We start from the raw sequence: 20,752 nt of genomic DNA, 5'->3' as shown, positions 1-20,752 counted from the left end.
CGTGTTCAGAAGATATACGCCACGTTGAGGAACGTGATGATCGGCCGCACGCGGACCTTTGTATTGGCGACGATCTCCGTTCCTGTTGCGGTTCGGGCGGTCAGTGTCAAGTTGGTGGAAGTGGGGATGTACATCACGGTCACGCCTGCCGTCCAGTGCTGTGCGAACCGATAGTTCGCACCGACCTGGAAGACCGGATCCCATGAACTGGACGCCTTGGCGCTGGCCGAACCACCGGGTCCGACGAGACTGGTAACGAACGACTGGTTGGTGATCTTCGCATTGGTGTACCACGTGTAGGCCACGCCGATTCCCGCGAACGGCCGGAACTTGCTGTCTGCTGACATGAAGTGGTAGTTGAAGATCAGTTGCGGCGACCAGGGCCGGCCTTTACCGAGGACTCCATAGCTGGCCAGCGTTCCGCTGCCTTTGAGATTCATGTAGGTCGGATAGCCGCCCAGCATCGATACACCGATGTTGTCGGTGAAGTAGTGTTCGAGGCCCACGCCGACGGTATCGGCATTCGTTGCGTCTGCCCCGGTTCCTTCCTTCGGTTCATTAACCGGGTGGCCGGCGATGCTTGTCACGGTGAGTGGATCGCTACTGCTGATGGGGCTGATATGTACCCAGCCGAAACTGGCGACCGTGTTGCCGGCGCTTTGTGCATACACCCTGTGCGAGGTTGCAATAGTAATACTAATTAAGAGTACTAATTTTATTGAATTTTCCCAATGCCTTGCCATTTCGAGTCTCCGTCCATAGTTATTTGTGGTTTCGAAAATTCAGCTGCGGGTCAATCTGATTCAGGTAGGAATGATGGTCGCTGGGTCTCCTCGGTAGGTGGGCGCGTCGGCCGCATCGTGCGGACCGGTGTTGCACGACCGGTCCGCTGGTATTCAGATCGATTCCGCCTCCCAGACCACAGGCGTCCGCAGCGCGTACCAGTGATTGAGCCGCGACGTGTAGCGATCCTCGACGCGACCGCGGCGAATCTTGAAAGTGGGCGTGACGAGGCCGCTGGCTTCGTCCCAGATCGCATCGACGACTACGACGAAGCGCATCTTTTCGTGTTCGTCGAGCGCACGGTTGATCTGCTCGAGATGCTCCGCGAGCGACACGGTGAGCGTGCTGCGGCGCCCGTTCCCGCTCAGACGGCGGCCTTCTTCGGAGAGCGCGACGAGTGCGCAGGGCTGCGGCAGGCCCTCACCCACGACACAGCACGCTTCGACATAAGGATGCATCGCGAACCGGCTTTCGATGGGGCCGGGCGCGACGTACTTACCTTTCGTAGTCTTGAAGATTTCCTTGATGCGGCCAGCAATCTTCAGATGACCTTCTTCGTCCAGTTCGCCTTTGTCGCCAGTGCGGATGAAGCCGTCGTCGGTGAACAGCGCCGCGCTCAGATCGGGGCGCCTGTAGTAGCCGGTCGTATTGGCCGGCGAGCGGATCTCGATCTCACCGATGTCAGACAGACGGCTCTCGATGCCGCCAACCGGCTTGCCGACATAGCCCGGACGGGTCTTGCCGAGCGAACTGGTATGCGACAGGCCGCATATTTCGCTCATTCCATACCCCTCCAGCAGTTCGAGCCCGAGGTCGCGATACCAGACGAGCAGTTCGGGCTCGAGAGCGGCCGCCGCACTACCGGCGAGGCGGATCTGGTCGAGGCCCAACTGTTGCAGGATGGTCGGCTTCAGATGTTCGGGAATAGGTCCGGGCGGCAGACGCCCGACGATCGCGCTCCTGAATTTGGCCCACAGCCGTGGCACGGAGAGAAAGAATGTCGGCCGTGCGCGCTGCAGGTCGGCATTGAAACTCTCGAGCGATTCGCTGAAGTAGACGGCGAAGCCGCAGCGCACAGACAGCATCTCGACATACGCGCGCTCGGCCACATGTGACAACGGCAAGTATGAAATCATCCGGTCGGCGGGGCTGAACGACATCACATCGAACAGCGGTTCCGCGCACCAGCCGAGCGAACCGAACGTGTGCATCACGCCTTTCGGCTCGCCGGTCGTGCCCGACGTGTAGACGATCGTCGCCAGTTCGTCCGGCTCGCGATGCACGGTTTCCGTGAGCGGCGCAGTGTCGCGCATGATGTCGTCCCAGCGTGGCCCGTCGAAGACCTCCGGTGCGAGGTAGGGGAAACCGATGCAATGCGCCCCGTGAGGCACACCTGCTCGCATCGCCGGCCAGAGATCGAGCTTGCCGACGAACACCACGCGCGCTTCGCTGTGCTCGAGCACCGAGCGCACCGAGTCGGCGGTGAGAGTCGGATACAGTGGAACCGAAACGTGACCGCTCATCATGATTGCAAAATCGGCCAGCAACCAGTGCGCGCAATTCTTCGACAGGATCGCGATATTCGATTTCGGCGGCAATGCCAACGAGCGGAGGTAGGCTGCCATGCGGCGGGCTTCGCCGACGGCTTCAGCCCAGGTCAGGCTGCGCACCTCGCCATTTTCCATCGGCTGAATCAGGTAAGGTTCCGCGGCACGTTCCCGCTCCCAATGATAAAGGCGGGCTAACGGCAGGTTTTCCGAATCGAGCATGATCAACTGTGTCTCCTTGTGTGGGAAGGTTGCTCAACGTTCCTCGCACCGTAGCATGTCAGTTTAGTTGTGCCGTGCTGTTGTTCGACGCACGTGGATTGCCGTCGCAGTGCGCGCGTTGCCGCAAATGTCGACCGGCCGTGGCACTCCTGACCATCGTCAGGGCATCTCCGCGAGAGGTGCCAGGGATGAAGGCTGTCTTGCCGTGCAAGGATGTCATGGCTATGTCTCGAATATTCTTGTCCTGATAGTGGGCAATCCTAGCGCAGCATTTTTAATAAATCAATCGGTTGATTGATTATTTTTCAAGCAACTTCTGGTTGGGTTGGCTGCATGAAACGCAGGGTGCGCGCGCACGGTGAGCCGATGTGGCCGGCAGATTTCTTCAGCGTTCGGTCTGCCGCCTCGCACCGCCTGGCGCATCAGCGTGCTCGAAATCCAAGGAGTAGCCAGATCGTCAAACACAGCACGTTCGTGTCGTGTATCAATCACCCATTCGTCGTTCCGGACAGTACATCCAGCTGCAAATTTCCCATAAATAAATCAACCGATTGATTTATTAAAAATACCACGCTAAGATAGGCTGACTATCGCTAAAACAATACTCGAGACACATCCATGACATCTCTGGAAGACAACGCTGTCCTCACCGCCGGGGCAGGCGCAGAGGTAGCGGTCGATGCCGTTTTCCATGACTACGCTTGCACGCGTCAGGGTGTCGTACTTCAGATTTGAGAACTCGAAATTAAATGGAGGAGGACAGGTATGGGCTTAGACAGGTTGATCAATCTACGGTACGACGCGTCCACATGCATTCATTGTGGACATTGCAAGATGGTCCCCTTGCCGGTCGTCAAGGACGGCGACTATATGGACCAGTGCCCGTCGTCCATGCATTATCACAACCATGCCTATTCGGGCGGTGGAAGGTCGATCATGGCGCTCGCCCTGATTGATGGCCGCGTCGAGGCCAATAAGGCGATGGCAGATATCGTATTTGCCTGCGATGCCTGTGGCTATTGCGATACTGCGTGCAAGTTCATCATGGATTCTGAGCGGCATCTCGTGAACATGGCTATGCGGGAGCACATGGTCGAAAAAGGCTTGGCCCCGCAGGTCCATACGGACACTGTTAAGTCCCTGAAGCGTTACGACGCATTTCCATCTGAACGACCGCAGTTGCCGGCTTGGGCAAATGGACTAAATCTCCGCCTCGTGCCGGAAGAAGAGGCCGAGGTCCTGCTTTATGCAGGTTGTGATGGAGATGCAGAGGTCGACAAATCTACGGCTCGCAAACTGGCAAAGCTGCTCCTTGCGGCGGGCTTGAACGTTGGTGTCCTCGGGACGGCTGAACCTTGTTGCGGATACCCGGCCTACAGCCGTGGCTACCGTGACGATTTCACCAGAATTGCCAACGCCAACATCGACTTGTTCGGTGAATTGAGCGAGGTTGGCATCAAGACGATCGTGACGCTATCGGGTACTTGCATGGGCACGCTCCGTTCCAAGTATCCGGAATATGCGCATCCTTTCTCCACGCAGATATTGCATGCTACGGAGATGCTTGACTCTCTGGTCAAAAGCAAGCGGCTTCGGCTATCGAAGCCGCTAAAGCGGAAAGTGACTTACCACGACCCTTGCTTTCTCGGTCGGCAGAGTGAGTCACCCGTCAATTATCACGGAGTGCGCCAGGTTTCCTTGAAGCAACTCAGAACCTGGGACCCGCCGAAGAAGGTCAATACGGGCGCCAGTGGTGTATACGATGCGCCGCGAGATCTGCTCAAGGCCATACCCGGTCTTGAGTTCGTGGAGATGCATCGGATCCGTGAGTACGGATTATGCTGCGGCGCTGGTGGCGGTGCTGCGGACGTTGCGCCGGAAATGGCCTATGGGGCCGGCAAGAATCGTGTCGAGGAAGCTCGCGATGTAGGCGCGGATATCATCGTCTCCGCGTGCCGAAAATGCGAGTCACACTTGACGAAGTCCCAGCAATCCAGTGACGGCGCCACACAGACCATGCAGATTGCCGACATCATTGACCTGGTGTTTTCGGCATCGGGATTGGAGAACTAGCCTATGACTGAGACTACCGTTGAGCGCGGGCAGAGGAGCCCTGGTGCCGTCGCCGCCCGGAAGGATCTGTCCGCCTATAGAACGGAAAATCCATTGCTCGATCAAGGCATCAAGCCGGCTGGGGTGATTGTTCCTAAAGACGTGCTCGATCTTCAGGCGATTCTCGCCGATGCCAACGCGCGAGGAACTGCATTGGTTCCTGTCTCTTCGGAGGGTGCACACGTCAAAGGTGGCATCTCGTGCGGCGAAAACCACGCCATGCTCGACTTGTCGGGATGGAAAGAGATTCTGCGCGTCGACCGAAGAAATCGTGTGGCGATGATCGAGCCCGGCGTGACCTACGCCGAGTTATCGGCCGCGCTCGAGCCGCAGGGCATGATGGTGTCCATGCCGCTCGCGCCCAGACGAGGTAAAAGTGTGATCGCGGCGGTGTTGGATCGGGAACCCACTACCTGGCCGAACAGGCAATGGGATCCTATGGATCCGATGGCCAGCAGCGAATTCCTGTTCGGCACGGGCGACCTCTTCCGTACCGGATCGGGAGGCGGCCCCGGCTCCCTTGAGGTGCAGCGCAAAGTCGGCGGCGCGCAAAAATCGTCTCAGGGTCCAGGTCAAACCGACTTCGTGCGGGTGCTCTCGGGGGCACAGGGGTGCATGGGCATCATTTCATGGATCACTATACGAACAGAGCTAAAACCTTCGATCGAGAAGCCGCAACTACTCGGTTCGGACAGGCTGGAGAAGCTGATTCCGTTCGTCTACGACGTGCAACGCCCCTGGCTTGGGGACCATTGCCTGCTGCTGAATCGAACAGCTGCTGCCATGTTGATAAGTGCGGTCCGCAAGGTCGAGTACAAATCGGTGCGGGCAAGTCTCCCCAGCTATCTGTGCTTGCAGAATATTGCGGGGTTCGAACGGCTGCCGAGACAGCGCGTAATCCAGCAATACGCCGACATTAGCGAAAAGGCAAAACTGCACGGGCTAAAGATGGACGAGGGCCTTGGCGGGCTGGCTGCAAGAGATCTTCTCGACGCGGCACGCAAAGACTGCGGAGAGCGTGACTGGCGGCGTGATCTGCAGGGGCACTGCCTGTCAACTTTCTTCCTGACGACGCTTGACCGCGCGCCTCACTTTATCCAGACCATCGAGGCGTTGGCTGGTAAGCACCAGATCGATCCGGAAGCCTTGGGCGTTTATGTGCAGCCGATCGTTCAGAATCATGGATGCCATATCGAATTCATGGTCCCTTACGATCCGACCAAGCCTGCTGACGTGGCCCGGATTGCAGCCTTCGAAAGTGAAGCTGTCAAACAATTAGCGGCTGTCGGCGCTTACTTCAGTCGCCCTTATGGAGAAGCACAGAATATTGTCTTCCAGGCGAATCCGGGGAACTTCGAGTTCGTGAAAACTATCAAGTCGCTCTTCGATCCCAATCGAATTCTCAATCCGGGCAAGTTCGGCCTATAGAGGATGGGGTGATGTGTACGAGTTCCATCGCGTCGAGTGCTTCAGGCTGCACAGTAAACCTTGAGCCCCGCTTCGACGTTGAGGCAGAAATGGAACTGATCAGGCCGTTAAGTTCCTAAGGAATAGACCATGCTGACTAGTGACCAGATGAAGGCAGTTCAGGATATCGTTGGACCACAATGGGTCACCGACGAACCGTGCTGCACCGATACCTATTCGATCCATCGGAATCCTGAATGGACAACCGGAGGGAAGTCACCGTGGTTGCCGCGACCTACCGCGGTAGTGACGCCGGCCACGGCACAAGAAATTGCAGAGCTGGTTCGTTTCTGCAACAAGACGGGACTGATGGTGAAACCGTTGTCGACTGGGCTAGGACCAGAAAGTGCCGTGTCCCGGGAAGGTGTCATCCAGATCGATCTGAAGCGGATGAACAAGATCATCGACATCGACGTAAAGAACCAGATCGCCGTCGTGGAACCCTACGTCAAGGCTATCCGGTTGCAAACCGAGCTCTGGAAACTGGGTTTGAACGTCAATGTCGTGTCCTGTGGGGGTACATCTTCCGTGCTGGCGTCAACGACCTCAGGTTGGGGCTACGGATTCTCCGGGCCAGGTCTCGGCTATAGCGGGCGTAACTACATGGGCGCCGAATGGGTCTCCCCGGCGGGCGAGATCATTACCCTTGGCAGTGCCGGTCATGGAGCGGGGTGGTTCTCCGCGGAAGGTCCGGGGCCGTCGATGCGCGGCATTCTCAGAGGCCAATGGGGGGCCCTCGGCGGCCTGGGCGTTTATACCAAAGCGGCGGTGAAGTTGTACAAGTGGGACGGCCCGCCCCAGCCGGAAATTGTTGGCAGCAATCCCCACTACTACTTGCGCGATCCGCTGCCGAGCAACATGGGATTCTTCATGCTCGCTTGCCCGACCGAGCAAGCGTTGAAAGACATTGGTTACAAGCTTGGCGAGGCCGAGATCGCTTATGCAGATTGCCACCTGCCGGTTTTCCAGTCCGCCTACATTGGCGGTGGCAGCGACTGGAGCAAGGTGGAGGAGGTGATGTCGACTGGATTCTTCCAGAAGATGACCAAGAATTCCCTGATCGTTGCGGTGATCGGCCACAGTCAGCGAGAGTTCGATTGGAAGAAAGAAGCAATCAGGCAGATTGTCAAAGAGGTGGATGGTGCCAGCATGCCTGTCGGGGTCCAGCCCTCGATCGAACAGCTCAAGAAGATCGCGCCGTTTATCAAGGCACTCAACAATCCATTGCGGTTAGTACGCTGGTTAGGTGGGCTAGCCAATGGTGGGAGTAGAAATTCTGCCGAGAAGCAACATATTATTTCCGAACTTTTTATGTTCCTCCTGCGGCACGCGATCAATCTGCAGGGCGCCTACCCGATGCCTAATTCCTTCTTCACCCTCATGGGCTCGCTGGACACCTGGGACAAAGGGGTTAGCGAGGGAGCATGTTCAGACGGCTTGCGGCAGAAGTACATCGATGCAGGCGGACTTATCGACGATGGTGGTCAGGGTGGCATCGGCGGCACCTACGAGAATGGGCACCTGGGCTACATGGAGGCGTTGGCCATGTACACCCCGAGTTCGCGCAAGTCCGTGCGCGCGTTCCTGTCTTATAGCGACGATGCCCACGAGGTGGCAATTAAGGATGGGTATGGCCTTGGGCTGCTTGCGGCGGGGGATGTCAGAAATCGACAGTATGGACCTCACTGCAGTAATTATCACGAGTGGATGGTGAAGATCAAAAAGGCGCTGGACCCGCACACTGCCAGTGACCCTGGCATGTACATCGATCCCGGCAAAGCGTGAGATGAGCGGCAGCCCGCCTGTTTGCAAACAGGCGGTAGTTTGACCGATCCGCGCTCATACATCGGTACCCCAATTTAAAGACGCGACAGTCAATGTCGAAACATGGAGTGATCATGACGGCACAGGATTTATCAGGCTCGAAGACCTACCTAGGCACGGGACGAGGAATCATTGACGTCCATTCTCATGCGTTGCTTCCGGTGTGGCTCAACGCTGTTTCTTCCCTTACCGGATTGCCAGTCGATAAGGTGATGATAGCCGGGACTCCAGTGCCTCAGTGGTCGGTCAACTCCCATCTCGCGATGATGGACGTGAATGGAATTGCCGCCTGCGTGCTGTCCTGGCCGGGCGCAACCTCGTTCCTGAAGGGCAAGCCTGCACGCGACCTTGCGCGTGCGATGAACGAGGAGTTCGCCAACATCGTCTCGCACCATCCAACGCGATTTGGGGCCTTCGCTGTCGTGCCCACTGACGACATGGAGGCATGCGTCGAAGAGATGGCCTACGCGCTCGACGTACTGAAACTCGATGGCGTTTCAACTGGTACGCACGTCGGCGGCGTCTATCTGGGCGACCCGCAATTTGACACGTGGTTCGACGAGATGAATCGCCGCAAGACGACGCTCTTCATACACCCAATGCCACCACCGGGAGCGGAGCACGTCGGCATGACGATCAACCCCGCCATTCTCGAATTCATGTTTGATTCGACCCGGATGGCGACGAACATGGTGCTCTCCGGTGCGAAGAAGCGTTTCGGTGACGTCAAGATGATCTGCACGCACGGGGGTGGCACGATTCCATATCTGGCCTCGCGCATCAGCTTGCTGGAACCCGTGTTCGGCGCAGGTCCTGGCCGGCCGCGGCTGACGGCCAGGGAAGTACTGGACGGTCTTTCGAGTTTTTATTTCGATCTCACGGCTTCGACGGCTGCAACTCCGCTCGCGGCAATGCGTCGATTCGTGCCGTCATCACAGTTGATGTTGGGTTTTGATTTTCCAATGATGCCAGTCGAGACAGTGCCAACCGTCTGGAACATGTTCGACGGTGATCGTGAACTGACAGAGGACGACCGGCACAGCATTGTACAAGGTACAGCGCTGGATATTCTACCCACGCTGTCTCGCCAGATCGCGTCTGGCGCGTAGTCAATCTAGCAACGACCTTTGATAGGCGCAATGTAGGTCGGCGCCTTATGACGTGGCCGTTGGCGAAACAGCAGGGTGACAGTCAGGGACGGGCCTATCCGGATAGGCGCAGGAGACGAAGCATGCAACTTGCGTTAGATGTTTCCCGTCGGGAGCGGCTGTCTGCCCAGCGGAACTCGGACCGAGTGATGTGGATTACGCCTGACCGTCTGTTCTACTCCGGCTTGCTAGGTGCGCCGTCGACGAGAACGATGGGCTCGGTGATGGCCTATGTTGCTGTTGAGGATTCCCTGCACATCAGCATCGATGGCGGAAAATGGCAAGTATGCGAAGTGGCGGTGGTGCCACCGTATGTGCCGCACCGGATACTGTCCGAGGCGCGGTTGATCAATCTGCTCAAGATCGAAGCCGAGACGGTGGATCTCGCCGCGTTACCCGAACCGTTGCGCGGCTGCGGCGCCGTCGTTGCCCCCAGATTTGTTGAACGCATGCGCCGTTGTCAACGCGAACTGTGTGATCTGGGACGCGACCTCGATCTCATGCCGCCTGATTTCGACCTGCTATTTTTCGAAGCGCCGCTGGTGGCGCGCCGCATCGACCGGCGCATACAGGGAGCAATCGACAGAATCAAGCACGATCCCTCCACATCCGCTAGCGCCGAAGAATGCGCACAGGCGGCGCATCTGTCGTTCTCGCGTTTCCTGCATCTGTTCAGGCAGGAGGTAGGCGTACCTTTTCGCAGCTTCCGCACCTGGAAGCGCGCGCGCGGTCTGCTTCACTATGTCAATCGGGCTTCAAACCTGGCGCGTGTTGCGCTCGATACGGGCTACCCGGATTCCACACATTTCAGTCATTCGATCCGCCAGGTGTACGGCCTCACGCCGAAGGAAATCTTTGCCGGCTCGCGCCGGCTCGCCGTGTATGCGCATGCATCAAAATCGTCCGATCGGACTAGGGCAGAAGACTCATCTCATTCCTAGAATGAACTCCAACAGCACGCCCTATCGTGCGCCTGGAGCGAGGAAACCGAATGACCCATGTTGTCACCGAGGCGTGTATTCGCTGTAAGTACACCGATTGCGTTGATGTGTGTCCCGTAGATTGCTTCCGGGAAGGGCCCAATTTTCTTGTGATCAACCCCGACGAATGCATTGATTGCGCCGTATGCATCCCAGAGTGTCCGGTCAACGCTATCTACCCCGAAGCTGACGTACCTGAGAACCAGCGCCAGTTCATCGCGATGAACCGTGAGTTGGCTCAGCAGTGGGATTCGATCTCTACCGGCAAGGGCGCAGCAGACGATGCTGATTCATGGCGCAACGTCGGTGGCAAGCTCGCGTTTCTGGCGCGCTAGGCAGAAGGCCATCGTATTCCTATTCGTTATCCCTCTTCCCTAGATCTACATGAGTGCATTTTACGAAGCCGAAGTTCTGGGCGTGCATCACTGGACCGACAGGCTCTTTTCGTTCACGACCAGCAGGGACCCGACTTTCCGCTTTTCGAATGGGCACTTCACAATGCTTGGTCTGCGAATGGATAACAAGCCGCTTTTGCGTGCCTATAGCATCGTTAGCGCGAACTATGAGGAGTACCTTGAGTTTCTGAGTATCAAGGTGCAAGACGGGCCGCTCACATCCAGGCTGCAGCATATTCGTCCCGGCGACGCCATTGTGATTGGTCGAAAGCCCACCGGCACATTACTGATCGACTATCTGTTACCGGGAAAGCGGCTGTACCTGTTGTCTACAGGCACGGGTCTGGCACCATTCATGAGTATTGTGCGCGACCCGGACACCTATGAAAAATTCGAGAAGGTGATCTTGGTGCACTGTGTCCGGCGCAAGGACGAACTGGCTTACCACGACCTGCTCGAAACGCGGCTGAACGACCACGAGCTGCTCGGAGACCTTGTTGCAGGAAGGCTGCACTATTACCCGACGGTGACTCGCGAATCGTACCGCAATACTGGCCGCATCACGGAGCTGATCGCATCGCGCAAACTGTTTGTCGATCTGCACCTGGAGCCACTCGATCCGGTTCACGACCGCGTCATGATTTGCGGAAGCCCGGAGATGCTTAAAGACCTCAAAGACTTGCTGGAGACGACAGGCTTTGTCGAGGGAAGCACGTCGAGGCCTGGTCAATTTGTTATCGAACGGGCCTTTGCGGAGCGATGAGAATCATGGGCGCGTCCGAAGACTTTTAAAAGGAATTGCCATGCTGGTTGTGGATCATGTCGTGGCTGTGGACGAGATCAAGTGTATAGGCTGCAAGGCTTGCGATCGCGTTTGTCCGACGGGGGCCATCGTGACCGTGGACCGCATTGCTCGCGTCGACGAGCCGCTGTGCACCGGTTGCGACAAATGTGTGGATGCCTGCGTCGACCACGGAGCCATTACGCTGCTGCCTCTGGCCACCGCCCGGACTTTGCGTACTGACTTCCGCACTTGTGATCCGGTAGCGCTTGAAGCGCTTTGTCGCACTGCCCAACTGGATCCTGACGATTCGGTTTGCCCTTGTACTGGTACCAAAGCGCGAGAGATCGCTGCGGCGATTCTGAATGGCGCTCACACGGTTGAGGCTGTCACGCTGCAAACGGGTGTGCGTGGCGCGTGCTCGATCTGGTGCAGCAGCCCTACGGTGCGCTTGCTGGAGATCGCTGGCTTTCCACCTGCGATCGAAGAAAAGGACTGGCGTCTCTACCCAGATGGTGTGGACCCGAAGATGTCGCTATCGGGAATTTCCGAAGAGATCGCAGCCCGCTATCCAGAGTACCACCTGGTGGAGAACCGACAAATACTGGCGACAGAGGGGCGCGTCGACTTGCCGTTTTTTCCTTCTATTATGAGAAAAACGAAATGAGCGTCATGGCTCCCACGGTCTCTCCGCCGCCGCTTTCCCGTTCTAGTCTGGGGTTTGATCTTCCGGATATTCGAGCGGCGCAACTTCCTGGGATGACTTCGGTGAACGTGCGAGATCTGTTCCCCGACATTCCTGAGCCATTGCAAGGCCCAGGCGACAGTGTCGTGGGCGTGCGCAAAGCCGCTGAAATAGCGCTTGAGCAGATCGACATGAGTTGCATCGGTCCTTCCGAAACGGTCAATCTGCTGTGCTCGGAGCACGGCTTCGCGATGAACGGCGGCGAGGCATACGCTGAGCTGATCCGTACGATCAAAGACGTGGTCGAGCAACGCACTGGCAACAGGAAGATCCGGCTCGGCTTTGGCTGCGCATTGAATTCCATTGAGGCGCTGGAAGTTCTCCCGCGCTTCGGTCTGGAGGAGTATTTCGGCGGCCGCACCGTCCATTTCGGCCCCTACGACAAGGGTGTGCCGATCGAGACGGAGATTGGCACGCTCTATGGCGTGGGCCGTGCGTTTAAGGCCGACAAGATCATCCACGTGCACTATGACGATCCTCGCGAGGTGCATTTTCATCGGTTGAATGGGCGAGCGCTCAAGGCTTTCGCGATGAGTTATGCGCGGCTGGAGACGCGCAGCGTGTTCCACAACCATTTCCCTAGCGTGTCGGCGAATCTGGTGCCACGCATGATCTACGAGTCGCCCTTTATTCGCGACAAGTGGGCTTTCGCCGCAATGCTCACCTCGTCTCCGGCGGGCATCACCGGCGCGATGGCGGACAACGATCTGATTCGGCTCGATAAGCGCGTCAATTCCAGGCTACTGCGTCTGTACGGCAAGATGGTGCGGCTCTTTGACGTTATCGAAGACTGCATTGTCGTGATGGACGGTCACCGCTGGATTCACTATTGCCACGCGGGCGGGTTGACCAGTTGCAATCTTTTTTTCGGACCCACCGAGCATCTTGATCTCGATTTGCGGCAACCGCGCCGCGGAACCAACCGGGCCGTGCGTGCCATCGTGATCAACTACATGTGGAAGTACCTCGGCACTATCTCGGGAATTCCTACCATCACCACAAGCCCCAGCGTTACGGCGTTCTTCAGGTCCACGGATCCTCGCAAGGTGTACCACTATGCCAATGACCTACCGGAGGCAATGGACAAGGCGCGGGAGATCGCGCAGACCGACAAGGTCATGATCTTCGACGGTAGCTACGGAGCTATCAACTGCAGTCCGTCCATGGCGGAATTCCTGCGGCAACGCGCGCCCGAAATTTCGCGCGAGGTCGATGAGGTGTTGCTGCCCAAGTGGCTCAAGCAGCGGGGGTTGCCTCTCGATGAGTGATCCGCGAGACAGATTCTTTGAGCCGGTGGCGCATTTTCGGGTCACCGCCCACGCGATCGCACAGGCCGACGGCATGATCGCTGGTACTGACGCGGTGGTGGCTTCGATGACCGAGATCGGCATCACGCCCGTGCGGTTGGTAGAGGAGGGAACACGAGTAAGCGCAGGTGCTGTACTCGTTGAAATTTCCGGTACTCCGAAGCAGATCGCACTGGCTGAGGAACGGTTGGTTGGTGTGCTGGCGAAGCCTTCGGGCATCGCCACCGCGACGGCCGCCTTTGTCGAGCGCGCCGGGCCCCGCATGCGGGTGGTGTCCGGTGCCTGGAAGAAGCTGCCGTTTTCGCAAAAGGAGATGATCCGTCACGCCATCATCGTGGGCGGGGCCATGCCTCGCATCGCCGAATGGCCCTTCCTCTACATCGACAAGAACTTCGTGCGTATGCAGGGTGGGCTCGCGGCCACGCTCGAGGCAGCCCGTCGTTTCGAAGGTTGGACGCGCATCGTGCAGGTGCGAGGTGAATACGGGGATGTTTCGGTCGAGGCCGTGCATGCCGCGCGCGCCGGGGCAACCATCGTGTTCGTCGATTCAGGCAGACCGGCAGATGCGGCCGCGGTTGCCGAGGCTCTTCGACGTGAGGGGCTGCGTGAAGCCGTATCGCTGGCCTTCGCCGGTGGCGTCCAGCTTGGGGATGTGGAAGCGCTTGCCAGCATGGACGTGGACATCGTTGACATCGGCCGGCCCATTGTCGATGCCCCGTTGCTCGATATCAATCTGGACGTAGTGTGTGTCGAGAGCGCACCCGTTCATTCGGACTGAACCATGACCCATAGCTACTCTTTGCTCGACAAAACCGAACTGACGTTGCAGCCGATCGTGTTAAACGGAGCGAACCTGCGTCAGGTGGCCGACACCGCAGCGGCGGTTCTGGGTCTGGCAAGTGACGAGGTCTACGTGATCGACGCGCGCGACGACCTGCTGACGCTGGATATTCTGCGCAGCGAAATCCGCGCCGAAACACTGGTTGGCAAGAGCCACGAGTTGCTTGCCGCGCTTGGGCGCTTGCCCGGCATCATCGTCGACGACCGCACACGCGTGATGTCCCAAGGCATTCTCGGCTGGATAGCGGGTGATGCCACGGAGGTGGGCGCAGCGTTGCAGGCCTCGAATCGAATAGTCGACGAAATGCGGGCGAACATTGCTCGCCGCGCAGTAGTTTTCGCCACTGGTCCGGAGGTGATCCAGCACCAGATCGTCGACACCAACACGCCGCTGATTGCACGTTTGCTCGCCGCGCAGGGCGTCCGTGTTACGCCCGGCGGCGCGCTGACTGACGATCCGGACGTCATCGCGGGCGCCCTGCGCGAAGCAGTGACAGAACGTGGCTTCGGTCTGGTCGTTACGACTGGCGGCGTGGGTGCAGAGAAGAAGGATTGCACTATTGATGCGGTGCTTGCGCTGGACCCGAACGCGGCGACACCCTATATCGTGAAGTTCCAGGCGGGAAGCGGACGCCATCTGAAGGATGGCGTCCGCATCGCAGTGGGTACCTTTGGCCACGCGTTGCTGGTGGCTTTGCCGGGGCCCAACGAGGAAGTGCAGTTGGCAATCACAGCACTGTGTGAACGGCTGCACGATGGGCTGGATAAACATGCGCTGGCACAGGCTATGGTCGAGCCTTTGCGCCAACGCTTGCGCGGTGGGCACGGTTCCGAAGGCAGTCACCACGGACACGTCGCGCGATGAGAGCTCTCCTTTATGAATGCGCCAGCGGCATTAGCGGCGACATGAATCTGGGCGCGCTTATCGACCTCGGCGTGCCTTACGAGTATCTGGTGGGCGAGTTGGCGGCACTTCGTCTGGACGGCGAGTTCGCGTTGTGCGTCGAGAGGGCTCATAAGATGGGCATTCACGGCACGCGCGCGACAGTTGTTCTTGCAGCGAGCGCTGCCACTCAGCCCGATCATGGCGGCGGCCGCGATCACGACCACCATCACGACCACCATCACAACCACGACCACCATCACAGCCACAATCACGATCACGATCACGATAGCGAACATGAACGTAGTCCGGATACACACGTTCATCGCCGATATCGCGACATTCGCCGATTGATCGAGAATGTAGCCTGCAAGACACAGGTCAAGGCCATCGCCTCACGCATCTTTGCAGCGCTTGCCGAGGCTGAAGCGAAGATCCACGGCATCGAACAGGATGAAGTGGAGTTTCATGAGGTTGGGTCCATCGATTCGATCGTCGATGTATTCGGTGCGGCCATCTGCCTGGACTATCTTGCGGTCGATATCGTGCTCGCCGGGCCGGTGGAATTGGGTACAGGCTTCGTGCGCTGCGCGCATGGACGCTTGCCAGTGCCGACGCCGGCGACCCTGGAGATCCTTCAGCAGATTCCCTGCACCCGCGGCGGGGTGGATGGTGAGGCGACCACGCCCACCGGCGCGGCCATTCTGAAGGCCACTGTGCATCGGTTTGGCGACCGGCTGTCGTTTATGCCGCTGCGTACCGGCTACGGCATCGGGCAGCGCGACTTCGCGATCCCAAACGTACTCAGGGTGAGCCTCTGCGAAGTCGATGACGCCACCGGCAAGTCAAGCGAAATGCCGCCATATCGCGTGGATCGCACCAACGTTGAGATCGCCGCGAATATCGACGACATGTCGCCTGAGGCCATCGAACCGTTGATGGATCAGTTGTTCCAGGCGGGTGCCAGCGACGTCTTCGTCACACCGATCATGATGAAGAAGAGCCGCATGGCCCAAACGATTTCCATACTGGCGCAACCTCACAAGGTCGACGAGCTGGTCGATGTGCTGTTCGAGAACTCGACCACCATCGGCGTGCGGTTGTACGCCGTTGGCAAGCGCATGTTGGTGCGAAAACTCCAGACTGTGGCGACGCGCTTCGGCGACGTACGCGTAAAGGTCGTGACCCTGCCATTCAATGGTCGTCAGCGCTGGAAGGTGGAGCACGATGACGTTCGGCGTATTTCGGTCGAACAGGGGGTTCCTTATCTGAGCTTGTATCGGGAGATAGAGCTGGCGGTGCAGCAGAGCCTTGGCGAGCACTCGCCGGTAGTTGACCGGGAACGGTCATGAGCGAAGTGGCAAAGGTTCTCGACGACTACAAGCGCTCGCAACTGAGCCTCGAAGACGCTTGCGAGGCGCTGTCGCGGGCTTATACGGTGCAACTGGGTCACACCACGTTGGACTTGCAGCGTGAACGCCGGGTCGGCTTCGGAGAAGTTGTCTACGGTGAAGGCAAGACGTCCCGGCAACTGTGTGACATCTTTGCCGCCCTGATCGAGCGCCGCCAAAGCGTGCTGGCCACTCGGGTCAGCGCTGAAGCTGCACTAGCTGTTTGTAGCTGTCTGCCCGGCACCGTGCACGATGCCGTTGCTCGGACGCTGGTGCATCACAATGCCCCGCCGCAGCCGGTTCCCGGCCGGATCGCCGTGGTCAGCGCGGGTACCTCTGACCAACACGTAGCCGAAGAAGCTGCAGTTACGGCCGAGTTTTACGGTAACGATGTACTGCGCATCTCCGATGTTGGCGTGGCTGGATTGCACCGTCTGTTTGCACGCCTCGACGAGATCCGCAGTGCCAGCGTGATTGTTGCGGTCGCCGGCATGGAAGGCGCATTGGCTAGCGTCGTCGGCGGACTGGTGCGCGCGCCGGTGATCGCCGTCCCAACCAGTGTTGGCTACGGCGCGGCGTTTGGCGGGTTGGGAGCACTTCTTGGAATGCTAAATAGCTGCGCCTCCGGCGTGTCGGTGGTGAATATCGATAACGGATTTGGAGGCGGCTACATGGCGGCAATCATCAATCGTCTCAGTGCCGGGCGCGCGGGTGATGCGTTGCGAAGCCCGGACGGCGAATTGCGAACGATGGGAGGTGCGTGATGGATCGGAGTGGACTGCAGTCGAAGCACGATGCGCTGCGTAATTGCTTGCGGGGCATGTCGAGTGTCATCGTGGCATTGTCAGGCGGTGTGGATAGCTCGCTGGTGGCTTATGTTGCGCATCAGGAGTTGGGCGACCGGGCGCTAGCGGTCACCTCCGGCTCAGCGAGCCTGAAGCGGGAAGATCTGGAACTGTGCCGCTGCATCACGGCGGAGTGGGGCATGTCTCACCTCGTCGTCGACACGCCGGAGCTGCACAACCCGGACTATGCCGCCAATCCCGTCAATCGCTGCTACTTCTGCAAGTCGACGCTATATCAGGCACTCGCAGACGTCGCTCGCGAGAAGGGTTTTGCGACAGTACTCAATGGCGCGAACGTGGACGATATGGGAGACCATCGCCCAGGAATGCTCGCCGCCAGAGAGTTTGCCGTGCGTTCCCCGTTGCTCGAGTGCGGTTTCCGTAAAGCGGATATCCGCGCGCTCTCGGCTGAACTGGGATTGCGCAATGCTGACAAGCCGCAGGCCGCGTGCCTGTCGAGCCGTGTGCCGTACGGCACACCCATTTCGCAGGACTTGCTCGACCGCATCGAACGCGCCGAACGGGCTTTGGGCGATCTGGGATTCACGCAATGCCGGGTTCGGCATCACGGTGAGGTCGCGCGGCTGGAGATCCTGCCTGGCGAATTCGAACGAGCGATTGCCTTGCGCGAAGAGGTGTCGCGCGCGCTTAAAGCTTGCGGCTACGTGTTCGTGTGCCTCGACCTTGAAGGGTTCCGCTCCGGCTCACTCAATCATGGCCGGTTGGCTGGCGTTTCGATCGTCACTGTCTGAAAAGCTTTTCGATGAACCGGGGCGCAAGCTGCTCGTGCCCGCAAAAGGCCAGCTTTGGCAAGGCCAATCCTTTTGCCATGCCGTATCGCTGTCGGTAATTAACAGATTTCCTTAAATGCGAGACATTGCAATGAACAATAAAGCTGTAATCACCTGCTCCCTGAATGGCGTGCTGACCGATCCAGTACAGCATTCGGTCCCCGTCACCCCGGAAGAGATGGCACGGGAGGCTCGGAGAGCCTATGACGAGGGTGCATCGGTCATGCACATCCATCTTCGGCAGCAGGAACCCGGCAAAGGCCACTTGGCCAGTTGGGACCCCAAGCTCTCGGCTGAGATTCAGCAGGCCATCCGCGAAGCCTGTCCAGACGTGATCATCAATCACACTACGGGCGTGGTCGGGTCAAAATATGAGGGGCCGCTCGCCTGTCTGCAGGAAACACGACCCGAGATGGCCGCGTGTAACGCAGGCTCGTTGAACTATCTGAAAATCAAAGCCGACGGTAGTTGGGCCTGGAAGCCCATGATATTCGACAACCCGCCAGAGAAGGTGAACGCCTTCCTCGAAGTGATGAAGACCGTCAACTGCTTGCCCGAGTTCGAATGTTTTGACGTGGGCATCGTGCGCTGCGTGAAGATGTATCGCGACGCTGGCATGTACACCGGCGTGTTGGAGTACAACTTCGTCATGGGAGTGGAATCTGGCATGCCGGCGGATCCGGAACTCCTGCCCATCCTGCTCAAGCTGATCGTGCCTGAGTCTAACTGGCAGGTCACTGCCATCGGGCGTCAGGAAATCTGGCCTACTCACCGCCGTTGCGCGGAACTGGGCGGTCACATGCGTTCGGGTCTCGAAGACACGTTTTACCTGCCCGACGGCTCGAAAGCTACGTCAAATGGCCAGTTGGTCGCTTGCCTCGCGACCTATGTGCGCGAGGCCGGCCGCGATGTGGCCACGCCTGCCGAAGCCCGCGAGCTGCTTCACCTACACACCGCACATTGATCGACGCGACGGTCTGGTGAATTCCTCCAGCAAGGATACTTTCCCATGCGCCATACGGTCCACCCAGAAAGCATCGGTGCCGCGCTGCAACGAGCTGCCGAAGTTCATCGTGGATCGGCGGCCTACATTGACAGCGGGGAGATCTATTCATACGACCGAATGAACGAGATCGTCGATCGTGTTGCTTGTGGACTCCTGGCCCTCGGGCTAGAGCGCGGTGACCGTCTGGGTGTGGTCGGACTCAATCAGATTGCGTGGTTGCAACTGTTCTTCGCGGCGGCGCGGATTGGCGTGGCCATCGTCGCGCTAAGTGTGCGGCATCGAGCAGATGAGGTTCAGGTCATGCTGAGCGACGGCAACGTCAAGGCAGTCGCCGCACTGGGGCAGGCCGACGGATTTGACCTGATCGGCCTGATTGAGAAGTTGCGCCCCGGATTACCCAGCCTGCGATATGTGATGAGGGTCGACGACGGAGGCCCGGGCGTCGTCGATCTGGCAGCACTCGCTCGCACCCCTGTGAACCATGAACGGCTCGACACAGCGCGTGTGGCGGTGATGGCGGACGACGTTGCAATGGTGATCTATACGTCCGGCACGACGGGGCGCCCAAAGGGAGCCTTGTTGACCCACCGCACCATGCTTGCGGCGGCCAGATCGCAAGCCGTCCACATCAAGGCAAGTTCTACGGATGTGCTACACCTTGCCATGCCGTTCAATCACGTCGGCGGTATTACATGCGAAGTGCTGATGATGTTGCTGGGTGGTGGCTGTTGCGAACTGGTGCCCGCGTTCAAGGCAGAGGTGGTGCTCGACATGATGGTGCGCAACCCGCCGACGCTTCTCATGGGTGTTCCGACAATGCTGACCCTGTTACTGATGAACCTTGCAAAAATACCGGTGGACATGCGTTCCGTTCGGCTGGTGATCACAGGGGGAGCTAACGCCGATGATACGTTGCTAAACCAATTGATCGAGAACATGCCGCATGCGACTGTGATGCAACTCTATGGACTGTCCGAATCATCCGGGGCGCTCGTGATGACCCCTTGGGACGCGAGCCGGGAAGAGTTGATTCAATCGCTTGGGAGGGTGTTACCTGACGTGCAGGTGCGGGTCGTCGATGCAGATGGCCAGGACATCGCACAAGGAAACGTGGGAGAACTTTGGTTTCGCAGCGCTGGCGTTGTTCCCGGTTATATCGGTGGAGACGCGCAGGCTGATTCGCTTGCTGCCGGTGGGTGGTTGCGTACCGGCGATCTCGGCTACATCGATTCAAGCGGCCTCATCTATCTCAAGGGGCGCAGCAAAGACATGTACATTCAGGGTGGCTTTAACGTCTACACGGCGGAGGTAGAGGGCTTCATCGCGAGGCACCCAAAGGTGCTGATGGTTGCTGGAATCGGCGTTCCCGATCCGGTACTCGGGGAGGTCGGCCGATACTATGTTGTACCCAAACCCGCGAGTGGGTTGACCGTCGACGAGATTCGTGCGCAGTGTGCACTCCATCTCGCCGACTACAAGATACCGCGACAGATCCTGCTTCGCGACGAGCTTCCGCTCACTCCCGCGGGCAAGATTCACAAAGCGGCGTTGCGAGCTGAGACACAGCCTCAGGGAAGTGCGCAGAAGTAAGCCTGACAGTTAATTGTTCCTGCGCGGCGGCATTCGCTGCGGACCGGGTAGCGGGACTCCTCATCGCAGCTAGTTTACGCAAGACCCGCACAATG

Annotated in this window: 18 protein-coding genes; 16 read left to right on the top strand and 2 right to left on the bottom strand. The window is 58.6% G+C overall.

The window, feature by feature from the left end; genetic code table 11:
* Positions 1-5: 5 nt before the first annotated feature.
* Both PQR40_RS26700 and PQR40_RS26695 read right to left on the bottom strand, forming a co-directional pair.
* The gene (locus tag PQR40_RS26700) at positions 6-671 is read right to left on the bottom strand and encodes an OmpW/AlkL family protein (RefSeq protein ID WP_408510185.1); all 666 of its coding nucleotides are present in this window, start codon (positions 669-671) and stop codon (positions 6-8) included.
* A 225-nt stretch (positions 672-896) separates the two neighbouring features.
* Positions 897-2,552, bottom strand: a complete 1,656-nt coding sequence (locus PQR40_RS26695; protein ID WP_408510184.1) for an AMP-binding protein — start codon at positions 2,550-2,552, stop codon at positions 897-899.
* A gap of 765 nt (positions 2,553-3,317) precedes the next feature.
* Between PQR40_RS26695 and PQR40_RS26690 the strand changes: the two genes are divergently transcribed.
* The 16 genes from PQR40_RS26690 to PQR40_RS26615 all read left to right on the top strand — a co-directional run bounded on the left by PQR40_RS26690 (position 3,318) and on the right by PQR40_RS26615 (position 20,657).
* On the top strand, positions 3,318-4,625 hold the full coding sequence (locus PQR40_RS26690; protein ID WP_408237723.1) for a (Fe-S)-binding protein: 1,308 nt from the start codon (positions 3,318-3,320) through the stop codon (positions 4,623-4,625).
* Positions 4,626-4,628: 3 nt separating this feature from the next.
* Entirely contained in the window at positions 4,629-6,092 is a 1,464-nt protein-coding gene (locus PQR40_RS26685; RefSeq protein ID WP_408237726.1) for an FAD-binding oxidoreductase, read from the top strand.
* A 129-nt stretch (positions 6,093-6,221) separates the two neighbouring features.
* Positions 6,222-7,916 (top strand): FAD-binding oxidoreductase, encoded by a 1,695-nt coding sequence (locus PQR40_RS26680; protein ID WP_408237729.1) that lies wholly within the window; start codon positions 6,222-6,224, stop codon positions 7,914-7,916.
* 113 nt (positions 7,917-8,029) lie between these two features.
* Complete coding sequence (locus PQR40_RS26675) at positions 8,030-9,064, top strand: amidohydrolase family protein (RefSeq protein WP_408510183.1); 1,035 nt, start codon at positions 8,030-8,032, stop codon at positions 9,062-9,064.
* A 122-nt stretch (positions 9,065-9,186) separates the two neighbouring features.
* Positions 9,187-10,044, top strand: a complete 858-nt coding sequence (locus PQR40_RS26670) for a helix-turn-helix transcriptional regulator (protein WP_408510182.1) — start codon at positions 9,187-9,189, stop codon at positions 10,042-10,044.
* A gap of 50 nt (positions 10,045-10,094) precedes the next feature.
* The gene (fdxA, locus tag PQR40_RS26665; protein ID WP_408510181.1) at positions 10,095-10,418 is read left to right on the top strand and encodes a ferredoxin FdxA; all 324 of its coding nucleotides are present in this window, start codon (positions 10,095-10,097) and stop codon (positions 10,416-10,418) included.
* Positions 10,419-10,467: 49 nt separating this feature from the next.
* Positions 10,468-11,241, top strand: coding sequence for a ferredoxin--NADP reductase (locus PQR40_RS26660; RefSeq protein WP_408237740.1), 774 nt, complete (start codon positions 10,468-10,470; stop codon positions 11,239-11,241).
* Positions 11,242-11,281: 40 nt separating this feature from the next.
* A complete protein-coding gene (locus PQR40_RS26655) occupies positions 11,282-11,926 on the top strand; it encodes a (2Fe-2S)-binding protein (protein ID WP_408237743.1) in 645 nt (214 codons plus the stop codon).
* Complete coding sequence (locus tag PQR40_RS26650; protein ID WP_408510180.1) at positions 11,923-13,272, top strand: hypothetical protein; 1,350 nt, start codon at positions 11,923-11,925, stop codon at positions 13,270-13,272. Before PQR40_RS26655 ends, PQR40_RS26650 begins: the two co-directional genes overlap by 4 nt.
* The gene (locus tag PQR40_RS26645; protein ID WP_408237749.1) at positions 13,265-14,089 is read left to right on the top strand and encodes a beta/alpha barrel domain-containing protein; all 825 of its coding nucleotides are present in this window, start codon (positions 13,265-13,267) and stop codon (positions 14,087-14,089) included. The genes PQR40_RS26650 and PQR40_RS26645 overlap by 8 nt, the downstream gene beginning before the upstream one ends.
* A gap of 3 nt (positions 14,090-14,092) precedes the next feature.
* Complete coding sequence (locus PQR40_RS26640) at positions 14,093-15,016, top strand: molybdopterin-binding protein (RefSeq protein ID WP_408510179.1); 924 nt, start codon at positions 14,093-14,095, stop codon at positions 15,014-15,016.
* Entirely contained in the window at positions 15,013-16,386 is a 1,374-nt protein-coding gene (gene larC / locus PQR40_RS26635; RefSeq protein ID WP_408510178.1) for a nickel pincer cofactor biosynthesis protein LarC, read from the top strand. Before PQR40_RS26640 ends, larC begins: the two co-directional genes overlap by 4 nt.
* The gene (gene larB / locus PQR40_RS26630) at positions 16,383-17,189 is read left to right on the top strand and encodes a nickel pincer cofactor biosynthesis protein LarB (RefSeq protein ID WP_408237758.1); all 807 of its coding nucleotides are present in this window, start codon (positions 16,383-16,385) and stop codon (positions 17,187-17,189) included. Before larC ends, larB begins: the two co-directional genes overlap by 4 nt.
* Positions 17,189-18,022 (top strand): ATP-dependent sacrificial sulfur transferase LarE, encoded by an 834-nt coding sequence (gene larE / locus PQR40_RS26625; protein ID WP_408510177.1) that lies wholly within the window; start codon positions 17,189-17,191, stop codon positions 18,020-18,022. Before larB ends, larE begins: the two co-directional genes overlap by 1 nt.
* 130 nt (positions 18,023-18,152) lie before the next feature.
* On the top strand, positions 18,153-19,025 hold the full coding sequence (locus tag PQR40_RS26620; RefSeq protein ID WP_408510176.1) for a beta-keto acid cleavage family enzyme: 873 nt from the start codon (positions 18,153-18,155) through the stop codon (positions 19,023-19,025).
* Positions 19,026-19,070: 45 nt separating this feature from the next.
* Complete coding sequence (locus PQR40_RS26615) at positions 19,071-20,657, top strand: class I adenylate-forming enzyme family protein (RefSeq protein WP_408237767.1); 1,587 nt, start codon at positions 19,071-19,073, stop codon at positions 20,655-20,657.
* Positions 20,658-20,752: the final 95 nt, after the last annotated feature.

Source organism: Paraburkholderia sediminicola (assembly GCF_046026855.1).
GTDB lineage: Bacteria > Pseudomonadota > Gammaproteobacteria > Burkholderiales > Burkholderiaceae > Paraburkholderia > Paraburkholderia sediminicola_A.
This window is presented reverse-complemented; position numbering and strand designations above follow the sequence as displayed.

Bases quoted from the DNA above. Each gene is read 5' to 3' on its own strand.
- larC (WP_408510178.1), top strand. From the start codon at position 15,013: ATGAGAGCTCTCCTTTATGAATGCGCCAGCGGCATTAGCGGCGACATG.
- PQR40_RS26695 (WP_408510184.1), bottom strand. From the start codon at position 2,552: ATGCTCGATTCGGAAAACCTGCCGTTAGCCCGCCTTTATCATTGGGAG.
- larE (WP_408510177.1), top strand. From the start codon at position 17,189: ATGGATCGGAGTGGACTGCAGTCGAAGCACGATGCGCTGCGTAATTGC.
- PQR40_RS26675 (WP_408510183.1), top strand. From the start codon at position 8,030: ATGACGGCACAGGATTTATCAGGCTCGAAGACCTACCTAGGCACGGGA.
- fdxA (WP_408510181.1), top strand. From the start codon at position 10,095: ATGACCCATGTTGTCACCGAGGCGTGTATTCGCTGTAAGTACACCGAT.
- PQR40_RS26680 (WP_408237729.1), top strand. From the start codon at position 6,222: ATGCTGACTAGTGACCAGATGAAGGCAGTTCAGGATATCGTTGGACCA.
- PQR40_RS26670 (WP_408510182.1), top strand. From the start codon at position 9,187: ATGCAACTTGCGTTAGATGTTTCCCGTCGGGAGCGGCTGTCTGCCCAG.
- PQR40_RS26615 (WP_408237767.1), top strand. From the start codon at position 19,071: ATGCGCCATACGGTCCACCCAGAAAGCATCGGTGCCGCGCTGCAACGA.
- PQR40_RS26620 (WP_408510176.1), top strand. From the start codon at position 18,153: ATGAACAATAAAGCTGTAATCACCTGCTCCCTGAATGGCGTGCTGACC.
- PQR40_RS26655 (WP_408237743.1), top strand. From the start codon at position 11,282: ATGCTGGTTGTGGATCATGTCGTGGCTGTGGACGAGATCAAGTGTATA.
- larB (WP_408237758.1), top strand. From the start codon at position 16,383: ATGAGCGAAGTGGCAAAGGTTCTCGACGACTACAAGCGCTCGCAACTG.
- PQR40_RS26685 (WP_408237726.1), top strand. From the start codon at position 4,629: ATGACTGAGACTACCGTTGAGCGCGGGCAGAGGAGCCCTGGTGCCGTC.
- PQR40_RS26660 (WP_408237740.1), top strand. From the start codon at position 10,468: ATGAGTGCATTTTACGAAGCCGAAGTTCTGGGCGTGCATCACTGGACC.
- PQR40_RS26690 (WP_408237723.1), top strand. From the start codon at position 3,318: ATGGGCTTAGACAGGTTGATCAATCTACGGTACGACGCGTCCACATGC.
- PQR40_RS26640 (WP_408510179.1), top strand. From the start codon at position 14,093: ATGACCCATAGCTACTCTTTGCTCGACAAAACCGAACTGACGTTGCAG.
- PQR40_RS26650 (WP_408510180.1), top strand. From the start codon at position 11,923: ATGAGCGTCATGGCTCCCACGGTCTCTCCGCCGCCGCTTTCCCGTTCT.
- PQR40_RS26645 (WP_408237749.1), top strand. From the start codon at position 13,265: ATGAGTGATCCGCGAGACAGATTCTTTGAGCCGGTGGCGCATTTTCGG.